Source organism: Bradyrhizobium sp. (assembly GCF_027307225.1).
GTDB lineage: Bacteria > Pseudomonadota > Alphaproteobacteria > Rhizobiales > Xanthobacteraceae > Bradyrhizobium.
Genome location: NZ_DAHUXJ010000070.1, coordinates 16125 through 33003 on the forward strand (window position 1 = coordinate 16125; position 16879 = coordinate 33003).

Annotated in this window: 16 protein-coding genes and 2 tRNA genes; 14 read left to right on the top strand and 4 right to left on the bottom strand. The window is 61.0% G+C overall.

From position 1 onward, the window contains the following. The first annotated feature begins 232 nt into the window (after window positions 1–232). The 6 genes from M6D32_RS12200 to leuD all read left to right on the top strand — a co-directional run bounded on the left by M6D32_RS12200 (window position 233) and on the right by leuD (window position 8544). Window positions 233–871 carry an ATP-dependent Clp protease proteolytic subunit gene (locus M6D32_RS12200; RefSeq protein ID WP_298256388.1) on the top strand — a complete coding sequence of 213 codons (639 nt, stop codon included), beginning with the start codon at window positions 233–235 and terminating at the stop codon, window positions 869–871. 553 nt (window positions 872–1424) lie between these two features. Further along, window positions 1425–2699 (top strand): ATP-dependent Clp protease ATP-binding subunit ClpX, encoded by a 1275-nt coding sequence (gene clpX, locus M6D32_RS12205; RefSeq protein ID WP_298256390.1) that lies wholly within the window; start codon window positions 1425–1427, stop codon window positions 2697–2699. A gap of 328 nt (window positions 2700–3027) precedes the next feature. After that, on the top strand, window positions 3028–5457 hold the full coding sequence (lon, locus tag M6D32_RS12210; RefSeq protein ID WP_298256392.1) for an endopeptidase La: 2430 nt from the start codon (window positions 3028–3030) through the stop codon (window positions 5455–5457). A 122-nt stretch (window positions 5458–5579) separates the two neighbouring features. Continuing rightward, a tRNA-Val gene (locus tag M6D32_RS12215) sits at window positions 5580–5656 on the top strand. 139 nt (window positions 5657–5795) lie between these two features. Next, window positions 5796–7952 (top strand): hydantoinase/oxoprolinase family protein, encoded by a 2157-nt coding sequence (locus M6D32_RS12220; RefSeq protein ID WP_298256394.1) that lies wholly within the window; start codon window positions 5796–5798, stop codon window positions 7950–7952. Beyond that, window positions 7939–8544: a 3-isopropylmalate dehydratase small subunit gene (leuD, locus tag M6D32_RS12225; RefSeq protein ID WP_298256396.1), complete on the top strand. Its 606-nt coding sequence runs from the start codon at window positions 7939–7941 to the stop codon at window positions 8542–8544. The genes M6D32_RS12220 and leuD overlap by 14 nt, the downstream gene beginning before the upstream one ends. Window positions 8545–8578: 34 nt before the next feature. Here leuD and M6D32_RS12230 read toward each other — a convergent pair whose 3' ends face one another. Next, the gene (locus tag M6D32_RS12230) at window positions 8579–8899 is read right to left on the bottom strand and encodes a hypothetical protein (protein WP_298256397.1); all 321 of its coding nucleotides are present in this window, start codon (window positions 8897–8899) and stop codon (window positions 8579–8581) included. Window positions 8900–9165: 266 nt separating this feature from the next. On the opposite strand from M6D32_RS12230, the gene M6D32_RS12235 reads away from it, so the two are divergent. Further along, window positions 9166–10023 carry a class I SAM-dependent methyltransferase gene (locus tag M6D32_RS12235; RefSeq protein ID WP_298256400.1) on the top strand — a complete coding sequence of 286 codons (858 nt, stop codon included), beginning with the start codon at window positions 9166–9168 and terminating at the stop codon, window positions 10021–10023. Between the two features lie 7 nt (window positions 10024–10030). Here the strand turns inward: M6D32_RS12235 and pepT are convergent, their stop codons facing one another. Together pepT and M6D32_RS12245 are read right to left on the bottom strand one after the other, a co-directional pair. Next, a complete protein-coding gene (pepT, locus tag M6D32_RS12240; protein WP_298256403.1) occupies window positions 10031–11290 on the bottom strand; it encodes a peptidase T in 1260 nt (419 codons plus the stop codon). A gap of 115 nt (window positions 11291–11405) precedes the next feature. Then, complete coding sequence (locus M6D32_RS12245; protein ID WP_298256444.1) at window positions 11406–11741, bottom strand: HU family DNA-binding protein; 336 nt, start codon at window positions 11739–11741, stop codon at window positions 11406–11408. A 188-nt stretch (window positions 11742–11929) separates the two neighbouring features. Between M6D32_RS12245 and M6D32_RS12250 the strand changes: the two genes are divergently transcribed. Further along, window positions 11930–12006: transfer RNA gene (locus M6D32_RS12250), tRNA-Asp, on the top strand. Window positions 12007–12169: 163 nt separating this feature from the next. Here the strand turns inward: M6D32_RS12250 and M6D32_RS12255 are convergent. Next, window positions 12170–12364 carry a hypothetical protein gene (locus tag M6D32_RS12255; RefSeq protein ID WP_298256405.1) on the bottom strand — a complete coding sequence of 65 codons (195 nt, stop codon included), beginning with the start codon at window positions 12362–12364 and terminating at the stop codon, window positions 12170–12172. A gap of 316 nt (window positions 12365–12680) precedes the next feature. On the opposite strand from M6D32_RS12255, the gene M6D32_RS12260 reads away from it, so the two are divergent. The 6 genes from M6D32_RS12260 to M6D32_RS12285 all read left to right on the top strand — a co-directional run bounded on the left by M6D32_RS12260 (window position 12681) and on the right by M6D32_RS12285 (window position 16877). After that, a complete protein-coding gene (locus M6D32_RS12260; RefSeq protein WP_298256446.1) occupies window positions 12681–13046 on the top strand; it encodes an NADH-quinone oxidoreductase subunit A in 366 nt (121 codons plus the stop codon). Further along, complete coding sequence (locus M6D32_RS12265) at window positions 13043–13633, top strand: NADH-quinone oxidoreductase subunit B (protein ID WP_298256448.1); 591 nt, start codon at window positions 13043–13045, stop codon at window positions 13631–13633. The genes M6D32_RS12260 and M6D32_RS12265 overlap by 4 nt, the downstream gene beginning before the upstream one ends. Before the next feature lie 9 nt (window positions 13634–13642). Continuing rightward, the gene (locus tag M6D32_RS12270; RefSeq protein WP_298256407.1) at window positions 13643–14248 is read left to right on the top strand and encodes an NADH-quinone oxidoreductase subunit C; all 606 of its coding nucleotides are present in this window, start codon (window positions 13643–13645) and stop codon (window positions 14246–14248) included. A gap of 38 nt (window positions 14249–14286) precedes the next feature. Continuing rightward, entirely contained in the window at window positions 14287–14661 is a 375-nt protein-coding gene (locus M6D32_RS12275) for a four helix bundle protein (protein ID WP_298256450.1), read from the top strand. 63 nt (window positions 14662–14724) lie between these two features. Then, window positions 14725–15915 (top strand): NADH-quinone oxidoreductase subunit D, encoded by a 1191-nt coding sequence (locus M6D32_RS12280; protein ID WP_298256409.1) that lies wholly within the window; start codon window positions 14725–14727, stop codon window positions 15913–15915. Next, window positions 15915–16877: an FkbM family methyltransferase gene (locus M6D32_RS12285; protein WP_298256452.1), complete on the top strand. Its 963-nt coding sequence runs from the start codon at window positions 15915–15917 to the stop codon at window positions 16875–16877. The genes M6D32_RS12280 and M6D32_RS12285 overlap by 1 nt, the downstream gene beginning before the upstream one ends. The last annotated feature ends 2 nt before the right edge of the window (window positions 16878–16879 follow it).

Below are 16879 nucleotides of genomic sequence, written 5' to 3' on the forward strand. Positions count from 1 at the left end.
CCTTGGCTAGGCGTGGCTGTCAGAATCAGCTTCAACTGCCTGGTACCTTCCGTTCTGGCCCGGCCGTGTGGCCGGGGCTAGAAAGCTGGTCTTGTGACCGGAAAAGCCAAGACTATCTGTGAGCCTGTCTTTTCAAGTTCTGCATCACGGAACGTCAGCTTTGCCGGTCTCGGTTCCAGTTTCTAAATCGTCCGCCGCTGGATGTTTGTTCCTGCCAACCCTTGGGTGACTAATGCGCGATCCCGTTGAAACCTACATGAACCTCGTGCCAATGGTGGTCGAGCAGACCAACCGTGGCGAACGGGCCTACGACATCTTCTCGCGCCTGCTCAAGGAGCGGATCATCTTCGTCACCGGGCCGGTCGAAGACGGCATGTCGACGCTGGTCGTGGCGCAGCTTCTGTTTCTCGAGGCGGAGAATCCGAAGAAGGAAATCTCGATGTACATCAACTCGCCCGGCGGCGTGGTGACGTCGGGTCTTGCGATCTACGACACCATGCAATTCGTCCGCCCGCCGGTGTCAACGCTGTGCACGGGGCAGGCGGCCTCGATGGGCTCGCTGTTGCTCGCCGCCGGCGAAAAGGACATGCGCTTCTCGCTGCCGAATTCACGCATCATGGTGCACCAGCCCTCCGGCGGCTTCCAGGGCCAGGCTACCGACATCATGCTGCACGCGCAGGAAATCCTGAACCTGAAGAAGCGGCTCAACGAGATCTATGTCAAGCACACCGGGCAGACCTACAAGGCCATCGAGGACGCGCTGGAACGCGACAAGTTCCTTACCGCGGCCGACGCTCAGGCTTTCGGTCTCGTGGACAAGGTGATCGACAAGCGGCCGGAAGATCCTGCGGCGATCGCAAAGGCGAGCTGACGAACTTCGGAAAGATACGGACATTCGCAAAAAAAAATGGCGGTAGGGCCGTCCTCCCAGTTGTCTCGTTTATGAGCAGGCTTAGCGCTGCCGCGCAGGAACTTGAAGCCGGGCGGCACTAACAGCGGCCGGCCGAGTTGGCTAAAACTGGCGTTAACGGTTGCTTGCCGGCCAAAATGGCGCCGAAAGCGCCCCTTTCCGCCCTATCCAGCCGAAAGTTCCGCTTTCGCCCCGGTTTGGCGTGGCAATCGCGCAACGCCTGGCTGATTTCGACCGGTAATTGACGTATGGCGGCGCAAATCACGGTATTGTCACGGATAGCGCGTCCCGGCCAATTAGCGAATTCTTGATAGTCGGGTGCGAGCATGGTTGGCTAGATCGCTTAGGGTATGCTTGCATCGGATACGAATTGGCTGCGATTCTCGCGGCTCCATAAGATAAAAGGTCTTTTCTGGTGCCGATTTTGCTCTATCTACAACGACTTGAACAAAGATCGGGGCCGGCGACTGGATCAGAGCAAGCGTGCTTGATCGAACTGCGGACGGAGAGATGAATGAGTAAGGTTGGCGCCAGCGACTCCAAGAACACGCTGTATTGCTCGTTCTGCGGCAAGAGCCAGCACGAAGTTCGCAAGCTGATCGCGGGTCCGACCGTCTTCATCTGCGACGAATGCGTCGAGCTCTGCATGGACATCATCCGTGAGGAGAACAAGTCCTCGCTGGTGAAGTCGCGCGACGGGATTCCGACGCCGAAGGAAATCTGCAAGGTGCTGGACGATTACGTTATCGGCCAGAGCCATGCCAAGAAGGTGCTGTCGGTCGCCGTCCACAACCACTACAAGCGGCTCAATCACCAGACCAAGCACAACGACGTTGAGCTTGCGAAGTCGAACATCCTGCTGATCGGCCCGACCGGTTCGGGCAAGACGCTGCTCGCGCAGACGCTGGCACGCATCCTGGACGTTCCCTTCACGATGGCCGACGCAACGACGCTGACCGAAGCCGGTTACGTCGGCGAGGACGTCGAGAACATCATCCTGAAGCTGTTGCAGTCGGCCGACTACAACGTCGAGCGCGCCCAGCGCGGCATCGTCTATATCGACGAAATCGACAAGATCAGCCGCAAGTCCGACAATCCGTCGATCACCCGCGATGTGTCGGGCGAGGGCGTGCAGCAGGCCTTGCTGAAGATCATGGAAGGCACCGTTGCTTCGGTGCCTCCACAGGGCGGCCGCAAGCATCCGCAGCAGGAATTCCTGCAGGTCGACACTACCAACATCCTGTTCATCTGCGGCGGTGCGTTTTCTGGCCTCGAGAAGATCATCTCCGCACGCGGACGGTCGACCTCGATCGGCTTCGGCGCGCAGGTGCTGGCGCCGGAAGATCGCCGCACCGGCGAAATCTTCCGTCACGTCGAGCCGGAAGATCTCCTGAAGTACGGCCTGATCCCGGAATTCGTCGGCCGTCTGCCCGTCGTGGCGACGCTCGAAGACCTCGACGAGGCTTCGCTGAAGAAGATCCTCACCGATCCGAAGAACGCGCTGGTGAAGCAGTATCAGCGGCTGTTCGAGATGGAGAACATCGAGCTCACCTTCGCCGACGAGGCGCTTGGCGCGGTCGCCCGCAAGGCGATCGAGCGCAAGACCGGCGCGCGTGGGCTGCGATCGATCCTCGAAAGCATTCTGCTTGAGACCATGTTCGACCTTCCGGGCCTGGAAGGTGTGGAAGAAGTCGTGATCTCGCGCGAAGTTGTGGAAGGAACAGCGCGTCCGCTCTACATCTACGCTGATCGTTCCGACCGCGCCGTCGAGACCAGCGCCAGCGCCTAGTGCGGCGAATTTGAAGTTCGCCATAGGAACTCCAAATTCGAATTGGCGTATTTTTGCTGCGGCTGCCGAGGCTCTCGGCGGCCGTCTCGGCCTAGCATGCAAGCTGTATTTCGCCCTGTCCCACAGGCATTTTCAGCGACTTGACACCCCCACCGCCGATAGCCACCTAATGTCATTGGCGGCGTGATATCTGCTGAAAGATTCGCGCTGGCAAAAGCCGGAAAACGCGGCCTGATGGGGCCTTAGTTTTCTGGTGTATTCGGCACCTTGTGGCCGTTGCGCATGATGCGGATGGCGTTGCAAGGGGGCACAACAAAAGGAAAAGGCCATGACCACCCCAAAACCCCGGCCATCAATCGTTCATGGCGAAAGCCATGCTTATCCCGTCCTGCCGCTGCGTGACATCGTCGTTTTCCCGCACATGATCGTGCCGCTGTTTGTCGGCCGCGAGAAGTCGATCCGCGCGCTCGAAGAGGTGATGAAGAATGATGCGCTGATCATGCTGGCGACGCAGAAGAACGCGTCTGACGATGATCCTGCGGCCGATGCAATTTATGAGACGGGTACGCTTGCAAGCGTTTTGCAGCTCCTGAAGTTGCCCGACGGCACCGTCAAGGTGCTGGTGGAAGGGCTCGAGCGCGCGCGCGTGGAAAAGTATACCGAACGCACCGAATATTATGAAGCGACCGCGGCGGCGCTCGCCGATACCGATGCGACCTCCGTCGAAGCCGAAGCGCTGGCGCGTTCGGTCGTGTCGGATTTCGAGAGTTATGTGAAGCTCAACAAGAAGATTTCCGCCGAGGTTGTCGGCGTCGTGCAGGCGATCACGGATTTCGCCAAGCTCGGCGACACCGTCGCTTCGCATCTGGCGGTGAAGATCGCCGATCGCCAGGCGATCCTGGAGACGCTGTCGGTCACCGCGCGGCTGGAGAAGGTGCTCGGCCTGATGGAGAGCGAAATCTCCGTGCTTCAGGTCGAGAAGCGCATCCGCTCGCGCGTCAAGCGCCAGATGGAGAAGACGCAGCGCGAGTACTATCTCAACGAGCAGATGAAGGCGATTCAGAAGGAACTCGGCGATGACGAGGGCCGTGACGAACTCGCCGATCTCGAAGAGAAGATCGCCAAGACCAAGCTTTCCAAGGAAGCCCGCGAGAAGGCGCAACACGAGCTGAAGAAGCTGCGCCAGATGTCGCCGATGTCCGCGGAAGCGACGGTGGTGCGCAACTATCTCGACTGGCTGCTGTCGATACCGTGGAACAAGAAGTCCAAGGTCAAGAAGGACCTCGTTGCCGCACAGGAAGTGCTCGACGGCGATCACTATGGGCTTGAGAAGGTCAAGGACCGGATCGTCGAGTATCTGGCCGTGCAGTCGCGCGCCAACAAGCTGACCGGGCCGATCCTGTGCCTTGTCGGGCCTCCTGGCGTTGGCAAGACGTCGCTTGGCAAGTCGATCGCGAGGGCGACCGGCCGAGAGTTCGTGCGCGTGTCGCTGGGCGGCGTGCGGGATGAGGCCGAAATCCGCGGCCACCGGCGGACCTATATCGGGTCGATGCCGGGCAAGATCATCCAGTCGATGCGCAAGGCGAAGACCTCGAATCCGCTGTTCCTGCTGGACGAGATCGACAAGATGGGCGCCGATTTCCGCGGCGATCCGTCGTCGGCTTTGCTCGAGGTTCTCGACCCCGAGCAGAACTCGACCTTCAACGACCACTACCTCGAGGTCGATTACGACCTCTCCAACGTGATGTTCATCACGACCGCGAATACGCTGAATATTCCCGGGGCCCTGATGGACCGCATGGAGATCATCCGGATCGCCGGCTACACCGAGAACGAGAAGGTCGAGATCGCGCGCAAGCACCTGATCCCGACCGCGATCTCCAAGCACGGTCTGGACACCAAGGACTGGTCGATCGACGATGACGCGCTGCTTCTGATGATCCGCCGCTACACCCGCGAAGCGGGCGTTCGGAATTTGGAGCGAGAGCTTTCGACACTCGCCCGCAAGGCGGTGAAGGAGCTGATGATCTCCAAGAAGAAGTCGGTCAAGGTCAACGAGAAGACGCTCGAGGACTTCCTCGGCGTGCCGAAGTTCCGCTACGGCGAGATCGAGACGGACGACCAGGTCGGCATTGTCACAGGTCTTGCCTGGACCGACGTCGGCGGCGAGTTGCTGACGATCGAAGGCGTCATGATGCCCGGCAAGGGCAAGATGACCGTCACGGGCAACCTGCGTGACGTGATGAAGGAGTCGATTTCGGCGGCGGCGTCTTTCGTCCGCTCGCGCGCGGTCGGCTTCGGCATCGAGCCCCCGCTGTTCGACAGGCGGGACATCCACGTCCACGTACCGGAAGGGGCAACCCCGAAAGATGGACCGTCGGCCGGCGTTGCAATGGCGACCGCGATCATCTCGGTGATGACCGGCATTCCGGTTCGGCACGACGTCGCCATGACCGGCGAAATCACGCTGCGCGGACGCGTGCTTCCGATCGGTGGTCTGAAGGAGAAGCTGCTCGCTGCCGCACGCGGTGGCATCAAGACGGTGCTGATCCCGGACGAGAACGCCAAGGATCTCACGGAGATTTCCGACGCGATCAAGGGCGGGATGAATGTCATTCCGGTGGCCCGGCTCGACGAAGTCGTCTCCAGGGCGTTGGTGCGGCCTCCCGTGCCGATCGTCTGGGAAGAAGACTCCGCCAAGGTGCCGGTGACGCCGGAGGCCGGGGACGAAGCTTCCGGCGGCCTGACGGCTCATTAACGTCTTTGAACGATGAACGAAAACGGCGCCCTCGGGCGCCGTTTTTTTGCGCCTTGTTGCGAGTTAGGCGGTCGCATCGGACCTTGCTGGAGAGCCCCGGCGAGGCTAAACACTGCATCCACGGGCGGCTAGCTCAGCTGGTTAGAGCATCTCGTTTACACCGAGAGGGTCTGCGGTTCGAATCCGTAGCCGCCCACCACCTTTCCGTTCGGCGAAGCTCTGTTCGATGGACGCGGTGCGCGGATCGCTCTGCGGTGGAGCAAGGGATTTAAAGACCACAGCTCGGGATAGATAGATCCGTAGCCGAAATGGCTTTCGTGCGCTAGGTGGACGGGTTCTTGAAGGACGATACGTACAGGATCGGCATCGATGTAGGCGGCACCTTTACGAAGGCGGCCCTGATCGACGACGCAAGCGGTACGATTATCGGTCGCTCGTCGGTTCATACAACACATGATCATCCACACGGCGTAGCCGGGGGCGTGATCGAAGTGTTCGAAAGGGTGCTTCGCGAAGCCGGCGTGTCGGCGGAGGACGTCGTCCTTCTCGCGCACAGTACGACCCAGGCGACGAATGCCCTGCTGGAAGGAGATGTGGCGCGCGTCGGCGTGGTGGGCTTGTCGGCGAGAAAAGCCGCGAAGCTGGCGAAGCCGCAGGTCCACATCTCGCCGATCGAGCTCGGTCCGGGGCGAACTCTTCAGACCGCCAATCAATTCCTTCTCAGCGATGGGCTTGGCAGGCCGGAAGTCGAGCGTGCGGTTGAAGCACTTCTGGCGGAGGGTGCGCAGGTTCTGGTCGCATCGTCTGCGTTCGGGGTCGACGACACCTCGGCCGAAGAACTCGTGCGGGACGTCGGCGAGAAATTCGATTTGCCGACCACATGCGGCCACGAGATCACGCGGCTCTACGGCCTGACGGTAAGAACCCGCACCGCCGTCATCAACGCGTCGATCCTGCCGAGAATGATCGCGACCGCGGACTTGACCGAAGCGAGCATGAAGGGCGCGGGAATCGATGCGCCGCTGATGATCATGCGGGGCGATGGCGGAGTGATGGGTATCGATGAAATGCGGCACCGCCCCGCCATGACCATGCTTTCGGGTCCTGCGGCGAGCGTCGCCGGCGCTTTGATGCACGTCGGCATATCGGACGGCATCTATTTCGAGGTCGGCGGTACGTCGACCAATCTCGGTGTCGTCCGCGGCGGGCACCCGATCGTCACCTACGCCAAGGTCGGTGGCCACGAAACCTATGTGAGTTCTCTGGACGTCCACGTGCTCGGCATCGGCGGCGGAAGTCTGATCAGGATCGGCGAAGGCGCGGTTCGCGATGTCGGGCCGCGAAGCGCTCACATAGCCGGTCTGCGATATGCCTGCTTTGCTTCGCCCGAGCAATTTCGGAATTGTAAGGTCGTCTTGTTCGAGCCGAAACCGGGGGACGGCGGCGACTTCGTGGCGATCGAGACGGAACGCGACGGCCGGTTTGCCTTGACGGTTACTTGCGCCGCGAATGCCGCGGGCCTGACGAACGGGGAGATGCACTGCTACGCTCCTCCTGAGGCTGCTTGTGCCGCCTTTGCGCCGCTCGCGAAACTGCTTGGGACCGATGTCCAGACCTTGGCGCGTCAGGTCATCGAAGCGGCAGCCGGAAAGGTGAGGCCCGTCATCGAACGTCTTATCAAGGAGCAGCAGCTCGATGCGGATCAGCAACTGTTGGTCGGCATGGGGGGCGGTATCGGGGCTCTGTTGCCGAGCGTTGCCGAACGGCTTGGCCTGCGCTTCGAGTTGGCCAGGGATGCAGAGATCATATCGTCGATCGGAGCCGCCATGGCAATGGTTCGCGAAGTGATCGAGCGGGCGAACCCCGATCCTTCGTCTGAGGAAATTGCCGAACTTCGCGCGGAAGCAGTGCAAGCGATCGGCCGCCTGGGCGCGGACCCGAAGACGGTCGATATCACGGTGGAAATCGATCGGCAGACCGGAAGGATCCGCGCGATCGCGAGCGGTGCGGCGGCGCTCCGCCGGCCGGACAAGCGCCGATCCATCGATGAGTCGCTGGCACGGCGTATTGCCGCCAGGTCGCTCCAGCAGCCGGAGAACGAGGTCGACCTGATGGCGGCGACGGCCGGAGCGTTCGTATTCACGTCGGAATCGGCATCTCGGCATTCGTTGCGTATCATCGATCGACATGGCACGATGCGCCTGCAACGCAGCAACGCGTTGGTACGCGAGACGACGGTCGAGGGATGGCAGGACGCATTCCGCTCGATGGAGCTGTTCGGGCCGGACGATGGCGACGACGCCTTCTTCGGCGCGGTCTTGCTCTATGGAGAACATCTGGTCGATCTTTCCGGCGTCGGCTCGCTATCGAACGCCGTGAAGGTCGTGGACAGTGAGTTCGCCGACGTTTCGGGCGGTGCGCCGGTGATATTGATCGGTTTCGCACGGCCGGCTGCTAGTTCTGACAAGGAGAAGAGAGGCGATGGAGAAGTTTGAGAAATTGACCGGCGTTGCCGTGCCGTTCGGAATGCCCAACGTCGATACGGACATGATCATTCCCAAGCAGTTTCTGAAGACCATCAAACGTGCCGGCCTGGGCAAGGCGCTCTTCTACGAACGCCGCTACGACGACAACGGTCAGGAGCGGTCCGATTTCGTTTTGAACCAGCCGGCCTATCGAAATGCCAGGATATTGGTTGCCGGAGAAAATTTCGGTTGCGGATCGAGCCGGGAGCACGCGCCGTGGGCGCTGCTGGATTTCGGAATCCGTTGCGTGATCGCTCCGTCCTTCGCGGACATTTTCTATAACAACATGTTCAAGAACGGAATGTTGCCCATCCGGCTTGGCACGAAGCGGGTCCACGAACTATTGCAGTTTCTCACCGAGCTTCCGGGTGCGGAGATCACGGTTGATCTTCGAGAACAGACCGTCACCGGCCCCGACGAACAGTCCGATCGTTTCGAGATACCGGAGTTTTCGAGAGAGTGTCTATTGAACGGGCTTGACGAGATCGAACTGACGCTCCTGAAAAGCGATCGTATCCAGGCCTACGAGCGCGCGAAGGCCGCAGAGCGCCCCTGGCTTTGATCCGTGATCTCTCGCGAACTTCGGAATCGGAGCTCTAGAACCTCAATCTGTGCGCCGCACTCCCCCAATGCTTCAGATTGCAGGAGTTGGCGATCTTCTGCAGGCTCGCGATCTGGTCACGTATTTTTCGCTGAACCACTTCGCGCGTCATCTGATCGTGATTGGTAAAATGGGTCTGCATGCCGTCCGTGACACAAGCGCAATAGCTGACGCACTTGTCGTGTTCCTTCGGGTGATTGTGGTCGCAGGGCGGAAGGCAGACGTCGTATTCGGCGGAATAGTCCTTTTTCGCCCATTCGGCCTGGGCGGCGCCGGCCAGCAAGACTGCCAGCAGCACGCAACGCATGATCTTCATTGCAGGTTTCCTTCCGCAACTAGTGGTCCGATTCTAACATTCGCATCCCTTCGCAGCGGCGCGTTTTGCGAATGTTAGAATCTCAGGACCACTAGCAAATATTAGGTTCTAGTGGAGTTTTGGATCTGACATTCGCTTTTCGTAAGCGCGGTTGGGGGGTAGCGAATGTCAGATCCACTCCACTCGGCGCCGGTCATCAGAAGTCAGATTATGTGATACTAATGCAAGGGACAAAGCGGCTGGGCCAATCGAGAGCAGGTTAAAAAATGGACGCACCCCAAGGCCACGAGAACAACACCGATCAGATTGCTTACTGGAACGGCGCCGGCGGCCAGCGCTGGGCCGCGCGGCAACCGGTGCAGGACATCATGCTTCAGCCGGTCGCCGATCTCCTGATCGACCGTGCCAGGACCAAGCCGGGCGAGCGCATTCTCGATGTCGGCTGCGGCAGCGGATCGACCACCTTTGCATTTGCGAGAGCCGTTAGTCCGGGCGGGCATGTCACGGGCGTCGACATCTCGGCCCCGATGCTATCGCGTGCGCGCGAGGTGACGCCAGCCGGCGCGCCGGTGGAATTCTTTCTCGCGGATGCGACGATCCATCCCTTTGCTTCCGGCAGTTTCGACCTGCTTGCCTCGCGCTTTGGCGTGATGTTTTTTGCCGACCCGGTGCTTTCCTTCACCAACCTGCATCGCGCCCTGAAGCGGCCAGGCCGGCTCGCCTTTGTCTGCTGGCGCGAGGCGCGCGAAAATCCCTTCTTCATGGTGTCGCTGCAGGCCGTCTACAAGCATGTTCCGAAAATGCCGCCCGTGGGGCCGGAAGATCCCGGCCCGTTTGCCTTCGCCTCACAGGAGCGCGTGACGCGCATCCTGATGGCGGCAGGCTTTTCGGACATCGCAATGGAACCGTGCAAGGTTGCGCTCGATGTCGCGGTGGGGCGGGGCCTTGATGCCGCCGTCCAGGGATGCCTGCAGATCGGCCCGGCGGCGCGCGCGCTGGCCGAACACCCGCCGGAGGTTGTCGCTGCCGCGACCAATTCGATCCGCGAGGCGCTCACACCTTATGTGAAGGGACAAACCGTCCCGCTCGACGGCTCGATCTGGATCGTGACGGCGAAGGCCTGATCCGAGTCTAAGCCCGTTCTTCCCAGATCATCGCGAGATGGACGATGGTCTGCACGGCCTTTTCCATGTCCTGTCGGCTGACCCATTCGAGCCGAGAGTGGAAGGCGTGCTCACCCGCGAAAATATTGGGGCAGGGCAGTCCCATGAACGAGAGCCGTGAGCCGTCGGTGCCGCCGCGGATCGCGGTCCTCAATGGCTTCAGGCCGGCGCGCTGGATCGCCTCGACCGCGTATTCGACGATCTGCGGATGACGGTCGATCACCTCTTTCATGTTGCGGTATTGCTGCTTGATGTCGATCTGGTAGCTCGATCGCGGAAAGTTCCTCATCACCTCTTTGACGATGCGCTCCAGCAGCGCTTCCTTGTCGCGCAGGCCTTGCTCGGTGAAGTCGCGCACGATGAAGCCCAGCGTCGCCACTTCCAGCGTGCCGGATAGGCCGGTCGGATGTAGAAATCCGTCCCGGCCCTCGGTGGTCTCGGGCGAGCAGGTCTCTTTCGGCAGGCCATCGACGATGGCGGCTGCGATCTTGATCGCGTGCTCCATCTTGCCCTTGGCAAAGCCGGGGTGGGTGGAAACGCCCTGAATGGTGATGGTGGCCCCATCCGCCGAGAAGGTCTCGTCCTCGATCTGGCCCGCGCTTTCGCCATCGATCGTATAGGCAAAGTCCGCGCCGAGTTTCTTCAGGTCGGCCTTATCGACGCCGCGCCCGATCTCCTCGTCCGGCGTGAACAGGACCTTGATCGTGCCGTGCTTGATCTGCGGGTTCTTCAACAGGAAATGCACCGCGTCCACGATCTCGGCAACGCCGGCCTTGTTGTCGGCGCCGAGAAGCGTCGTGCCGTCGGTCGTAATGATGTCGTGGCCGATCTGACTGGCGAGCGCGGGGTGTTCGGCAAAGCGGATCACTTGCGAGGGATCGGCTGGCAGCACGATGTCACCGCCCCGGTAGTTCTTTACGACCTGGGGCCTGACATTGGCGCCTGAGCAATCGGGCGAGGTGTCCATGTGCGAGCAGAAGCAGATCACCGGCACCTTCTTGCCGGTATTGGCCGGCAGGGTCGCATAGACGTAGCCGTTGTCGTCGAGATGGGCGTCGGACAGGCCGATCTCGCGGAGTTCGGCGGCGAGCAGGCGGCCCAGATCCTTCTGCTTTTCGGTCGAGGGACAGCTTAGCGATGCCGGATCGGACTGGGTATCGATCACCACATAGCGCAGGAGGCGCTCGGTCACGGTATAGGTGAAGGCGAGGGGGGAATTCGTGGCCATGGCCCGCGAGTAACAGAAAATCGCGCTTTCCGGTAGCGTCACTCCAGGAGGAGCCGAGGCCCCACCCGGACCGAAGTCAATATGCTGAAAAACCAGCAGGTTAGGCCAGTTTCTGTCAGACCGCTTCCTTCAGTTCCTTGGCTGCGCGGAAAGCCACTTTCTTGCTTGCCTTGATCTGGATCTCCTCGCCGGTGGCCGGGTTACGGCCCACACGGGCGGCGCGCTTGCGGACCTGGAGGATGCCAAGGCCGACGATGCGGACCCGCTCGCCTTTCTTCAGATGCTTGGTGATCCGGTCGACAAGGCCGGTCAGGATGGTCTCGGCTTGCTTTTTGGACAGTTCCTGCTCCTCGGCGATCGCGGCCGCTAGGTGCTTGAGCGTGATCGTGGTGGGGGTCGCTGTCTTCGCCATTTTCGGCCTCTCCTCGTTGCTGGCGGTCCTGGAAACCAGGAAGCCGCAGGCCTAAGCGGTTCGTGGTTTCGCTGCCTACGCTGTTTTCCCTGCAAATAGCGCCTTTTTTGCATCGACATTGCAGAAAGCCCTGCGAAACAAGGGGATCCGCAACAACCTTGACTAAAGAGGGGCACACCTTTAATCCCTGCTTCCGTTGCGGACCGGTCCTTTGGATTGAAGCATCCGCGGGAGTAGCTCAGTTGGTTAGAGCGCCGCCCTGTCACGGCGGAGGCCGCGGGTTCGAGTCCCGTCTCTCGCGCCATATTTTTCCGGGCGCCCCTCCTTACAGCGATATCGGAACATCAGGCGGGCGCCCGTCGGCCCTCCTTGACGCGTCCGTCAGGCCAAAAAAGCAAAAGAGCCGCTGGGGAAAGCGGCCCTTTCACAGCCTCGTTGGGGGACGAGGTCCCTCGGGGGGACGAGGGTTAGCGAACCATTGATATGTCCGAGCTGGTCAGGACGATCGCCTTGCCGGCCTTCTGAACCCGGGCGGTCTGGCTGCCATCGGAGTTGGTGCGGGCGGAGATGCCAAGGCCGGCGACCGCGATTCCCGCGACAAGCGCCATCACCACGATCTTCAGGTGGGTCGCACGGTCCGCGGAATGAATGGAGTGGTTCATGGAAGCCTCCCCGGCGTCTATTGCGCCGTCTGTTGGTTCCCTGTGTACCGGCCAATTGTTTCCAGCTGGTTTCGTCGGTTCGCAAAAATGGTTTCATTTCCCGGCCGGCGCGCCGGGCCGCGACCTTCGAATCCCAAGCCGCGAAGTTGAACGCTGGGCCGATGGGCCGAGCAGAATTTTCCACGCGGCGCCGGGCCGGAAAGGGCGTCAAGATAGCTTGTCTTGCGCCCCTTGGTGCGCTGCGCTAAGCCTCGGAACAATTCTAATGAGCGAATCTGCGGACCCCGATGACCGCAGCAAAAATAAGGCCCCGCCGATGACCGGCATCCTTCAGAATTATCTTCCCCTCGTGGTGTTTATCGGTGTCGCCGGCCTGATCGGTCTGGTGCTCCTGATTGCGCCCTTCGTGGTGGCTTTCCAGCAGCCCGATCCGGAAAAACTGTCGGCCTATGAATGCGGCTTCAACGCCTTTGACGATGCTCGCATGAAGTTCGACGTCCGCTTCTACCTGGTTGCGATTCTCTTCATCATCTTCGACCTCGAAGTGGCCTTCCTGTTCCCGTGGGCGGTTGCCTACGGAAAGCTGGGGGCGACCGGGTTCTGGTCCATGTTCGTGTTCCTGGCCGTGCTCACGGTCGGCTTTGCCTATGAATGGAAGAAAGGCGCGCTCGAATGGGATTGAGCCCAGCTCCCACGAAGCCAGGGTCCGCGCCGGCGGTTGCTCCCGCCGCGACCGGCATCATCGATCCTTCGACCGGAAGGCCGGTTGGCGCGCGCGATCCCTATTTCCTTGAGGTCAATCACGAGCTTTCCGACAAGGGCTTCTTCGTCGCGGCCGCCGATGACCTGATCACCTGGGCGCGCACCGGCTCGTTGATGTGGATGACCTTCGGTCTTGCCTGCTGCGCGGTCGAGATGATGCAGGTGTCGATGCCGCGTTATGACGTCGAGCGCTTCGGCTTCGCGCCGCGCGCCTCGCCGCGCCAGTCCGATGTGATGATCGTGGCCGGCACGCTGACCAACAAGATGGCGCCCGCGCTGCGCAAGGTTTACGACCAGATGCCGGAACCGCGTTACGTGATCTCAATGGGATCCTGCGCCAACGGCGGCGGTTATTATCATTATTCGTACTCGGTGGTGCGCGGCTGCGACCGCATCGTGCCCATCGACATTTACGTGCCCGGCTGCCCGCCCACGGCAGAGGCGCTGCTCTACGGCGTCCTCTTGTTGCAGAAGAAGATCCGGCGCACGGGAACCATCGAACGCTAGGGTTTTGGGATGGACGACGGCAAGCTTGACGCTTTGGGGCAGACGATCGTTGGCGCGCTTTCGGGCGCGGCGACGGGCCATTCGGTGGCGTTCAACCAGCTCACGGTGGACGTAAAGGTCGAACGCATCGTCGATGTCATTCGCTATCTCCGGGACGATCCGGCCTGCCGCTTCGTCAATCTGACCGACGTCACGGCGGTCGACTATCCCGGCCGCGAGAAGCGCTTCGACGTGGTCTACCACCTGCTGTCGCCGACGCTGAATAGCCGCATCCGTCTGCGCGCCGAGGCCGACGAAACCACGCAAGTGCCCTCGATCATCGGCGTGTTCCCCGGCGCCGACTGGTTCGAGCGCGAAACCTACGATCTCTACGGGGTGATCTTCGTCGGACATCCCGACATGCGGCGGCTCTTGACGGACTACGGCTTCGACGGCCACCCGCTGCGCAAGGATTTCCCGCTCACCGGCTTCGTCGAGGTGCGCTACGACGACCAGGAGAAGCGGGTGCTGTACGAGCCGGTCCGGCTCAACCAGGAATTCCGGAAATTCGATTTCATGTCGCCATGGGAAGGAGCGGACTATCCGCTGCGCGGTGACGAGAAAAGAAGCGAATAGTGAGTAGCGAATAGCGAATAGAAGAAGGAGGGTATGCGATAGAGATCAGTTCATACCGAGACCTAAAGGTCTGGCAGGAGGCGATGTCGATCGCCGAACGGGCTTACCGTTTGACGGCGCGCTTACCCAAGGAAGAGGTCTATGGGATGACAAGCCAGATTCGTCGCGCGGCTACGTCGGTGGCAGCAAATATTGCCGAAGGTCATGGCCGTGAGAGTGGAGGCTCCTTCATACAGTTTCTTCGAATGGCCCAAGGCTCCTTGAAGGAACTGGAGACGCACCTCTTGCTGGCGTTGCGGGTAGATTTGGTGGCCTCGGACGAGGCTAAGCCGGTTCTCGCGCAATGTGATGAACTCGGCAGGATGTTACGATCGCTGATCCGTTCCATACAGCGCAGGCAAGACCATGATTAGATGCCCTTACTACTATTCGCTATTCGCTATTCGCTATTCGCGATGCCTTGATTGGTAAGCCCCATGACCGAAGCAGCCCTCCGCAACTTCACCATCAATTTCGGCCCGCAGCATCCGGCGGCGCACGGCGTGTTGCGTCTGGTGCTGGAGCTGGACGGCGAAGTCGTCGCCCGTGTCGACCCGCATATCGGACTGCTTCACCGCGGCACCGAAAAGCTGATCGAGCACAAGACCTATCTTCAGGCGATCCCGTATTTCGACCGGCTCGACTATGTCGCGCCGATGAATCAGGAGCACGCGTTTTGCATGGCGGCGGAAAAGCTGCTCGGCATCGAGGTGCCACGCCGCGCCCAGCTGATCCGTGTGCTCTATTGCGAGATCGGACGCATTCTCTCGCATCTTCTCAACGTCACCACGCAGGCGATGGACGTCGGCGCGCTCACCCCGCCGCTGTGGGGCTTTGAGGAGCGCGAGAAGCTGATGGTGTTCTATGAGCGTGCCTCGGGCTCGCGCATGCATGCGGCTTACTTCCGCATCGGCGGCGTGCATCAGGATCTGCCGCCCAAGCTGATCGACGATATCGACACCTGGTGCGACGCGTTCCCGACGGTGGTCGACGACCTCGAAACGCTGCTCACGGGAAATCGCATCTTCAAGCAGCGCAACGTCGACATCGGCGTCGTGACGCTGCAGCAGGCCTGGGAGTGGGGTTTTTCGGGCGTGATGGTGCGCGGCTCGGGCGCGGCCTGGGATCTTCGCAAGGCCCAGCCTTACGAATGCTACGCCGAGATGGATTTCGATATTCCGATCGGCAAGAACGGCGACTGCTACGACCGTTACTGCATCCGCATGGAAGAGATGCGGCAATCGGTCAAGATCATGAAGCAGTGCATCGCCAAGTTGCGCGCGCCTGAAGGGCAGGGTCCCGTCGCGGTCCAGGACCACAAGATCTTCCCGCCACGCCGTGGCGAGATGAAGCGTTCGATGGAAGCCCTCATCCATCACTTCAAGCTCTATACCGAAGGTTTTCACGTCCCCGCCGGCGAAGTCTATGCCGCGGTCGAAGCGCCCAAGGGCGAGTTCGGCGTCTATCTCGTCTCCGACGGCTCCAACAAGCCGTACAAGTGCAAGATCCGCGCGCCCGGCTTTGCCCATCTGCAAGCGATGGACTTCATCTGCCGCGGCCATCTGCTCGCCGACGTCTCGGCCATCCTCGGCTCGCTCGACATCGTGTTCGGAGAGGTCGATCGGTGATTTCCACGCCGCCCATCCAGTTCGACCGCGCCTCGGGAGCCCTGGAAGGGGCCAACCTGTGGGAGCGGACGGCTGCCTTGGCGCTGGCGACAGGGTCGAAAATATCGTCGCATTTTTCGCATCGCGGCTACATCGGCTGCGCCAACCTGCTGCGCAAGACGCTGCCGGAGCGTAACATCGCCATCAAGCTCAACGAGGATGCGACGTTCGAGTTTCCGTATGGCGAGGGCTACTGGAGCAAGCTGCTCGACCGTTCCTACAGTTACGAAGACGAACTCGAACTGCTGTTCCGCCACTCGCGCGACGTCGATTACACGCTGCTCGATTGCGGCGCCAATTTCGGCTACTGGTCGGTGCTGGTGACGAGCCAGCCGTTCGGTGCGCACAAGGCAATCGCGATCGAGCCCTCGTCCGATAATTTTGCCAAGCTCGCCAACAACGCCAGGGTCAACGGCAACCGCTTCGAGATGCTGAAATGCGCAATCGGCGCCGCCAGGGGCACCGCGCGGCTGTCGGGCACCAAGCACGAAGCCTTCAGTATCGCCGGCGACACGAATAGCGGTGGCGAAGAAGTGCCCGTCATGGCGCTCGATGATCTCCTTGACGACGGCAAGATCGCGCCTGATGGCAAATATCTCATCAAGCTCGACGTCGAGGGCGTCGAGATCGATGCCATCAAAGGCGGCGCGAAATTGCTTGCCTGCGACAGCGTGATCATGTGCGAAGAGCACGGCAACGACCCCGACCACACCGTGTCGCGCTATATCCTCGATCAGACGCCGCTCAAGCTGATTGTCTGCGATCCCCGTTCCAACCGCCTTGAGACCGTGACCGAGCTTTCGATCCTCGACCGCATCAAGGTTTCGTCCCACATCGGCTACAACGTGTTCGGCACGTCAAGTGCGTTCTGGCAGGAGCGTATTGCTGCGCTGAACGCCGGCGCCGGCCGCCGTTTGCAATGAGA

Excerpts from the sequence above, each read along its gene's own strand:
- M6D32_RS12270 (WP_298256407.1), top strand. The coding sequence starts at position 13,643 with ATGGACGACGGCAAGCTTGACGCTTTGGGGCAGACGATCGTTGGCGCG.
- leuD (WP_298256396.1), top strand. The coding sequence starts at position 7,939 with ATGGAGAAGTTTGAGAAATTGACCGGCGTTGCCGTGCCGTTCGGAATG.
- M6D32_RS12255 (WP_298256405.1), bottom strand. The coding sequence starts at position 12,364 with ATGAACCACTCCATTCATTCCGCGGACCGTGCGACCCACCTGAAGATC.
- M6D32_RS12280 (WP_298256409.1), top strand. The coding sequence starts at position 14,725 with ATGACCGAAGCAGCCCTCCGCAACTTCACCATCAATTTCGGCCCGCAG.
- M6D32_RS12235 (WP_298256400.1), top strand. The coding sequence starts at position 9,166 with ATGGACGCACCCCAAGGCCACGAGAACAACACCGATCAGATTGCTTAC.
- M6D32_RS12230 (WP_298256397.1), bottom strand. The coding sequence starts at position 8,899 with ATGAAGATCATGCGTTGCGTGCTGCTGGCAGTCTTGCTGGCCGGCGCC.
- clpX (WP_298256390.1), top strand. The coding sequence starts at position 1,425 with ATGAGTAAGGTTGGCGCCAGCGACTCCAAGAACACGCTGTATTGCTCG.
- M6D32_RS12260 (WP_298256446.1), top strand. The coding sequence starts at position 12,681 with ATGACCGGCATCCTTCAGAATTATCTTCCCCTCGTGGTGTTTATCGGT.
- lon (WP_298256392.1), top strand. The coding sequence starts at position 3,028 with ATGACCACCCCAAAACCCCGGCCATCAATCGTTCATGGCGAAAGCCAT.
- M6D32_RS12200 (WP_298256388.1), top strand. The coding sequence starts at position 233 with ATGCGCGATCCCGTTGAAACCTACATGAACCTCGTGCCAATGGTGGTC.
- pepT (WP_298256403.1), bottom strand. The coding sequence starts at position 11,290 with ATGGCCACGAATTCCCCCCTCGCCTTCACCTATACCGTGACCGAGCGC.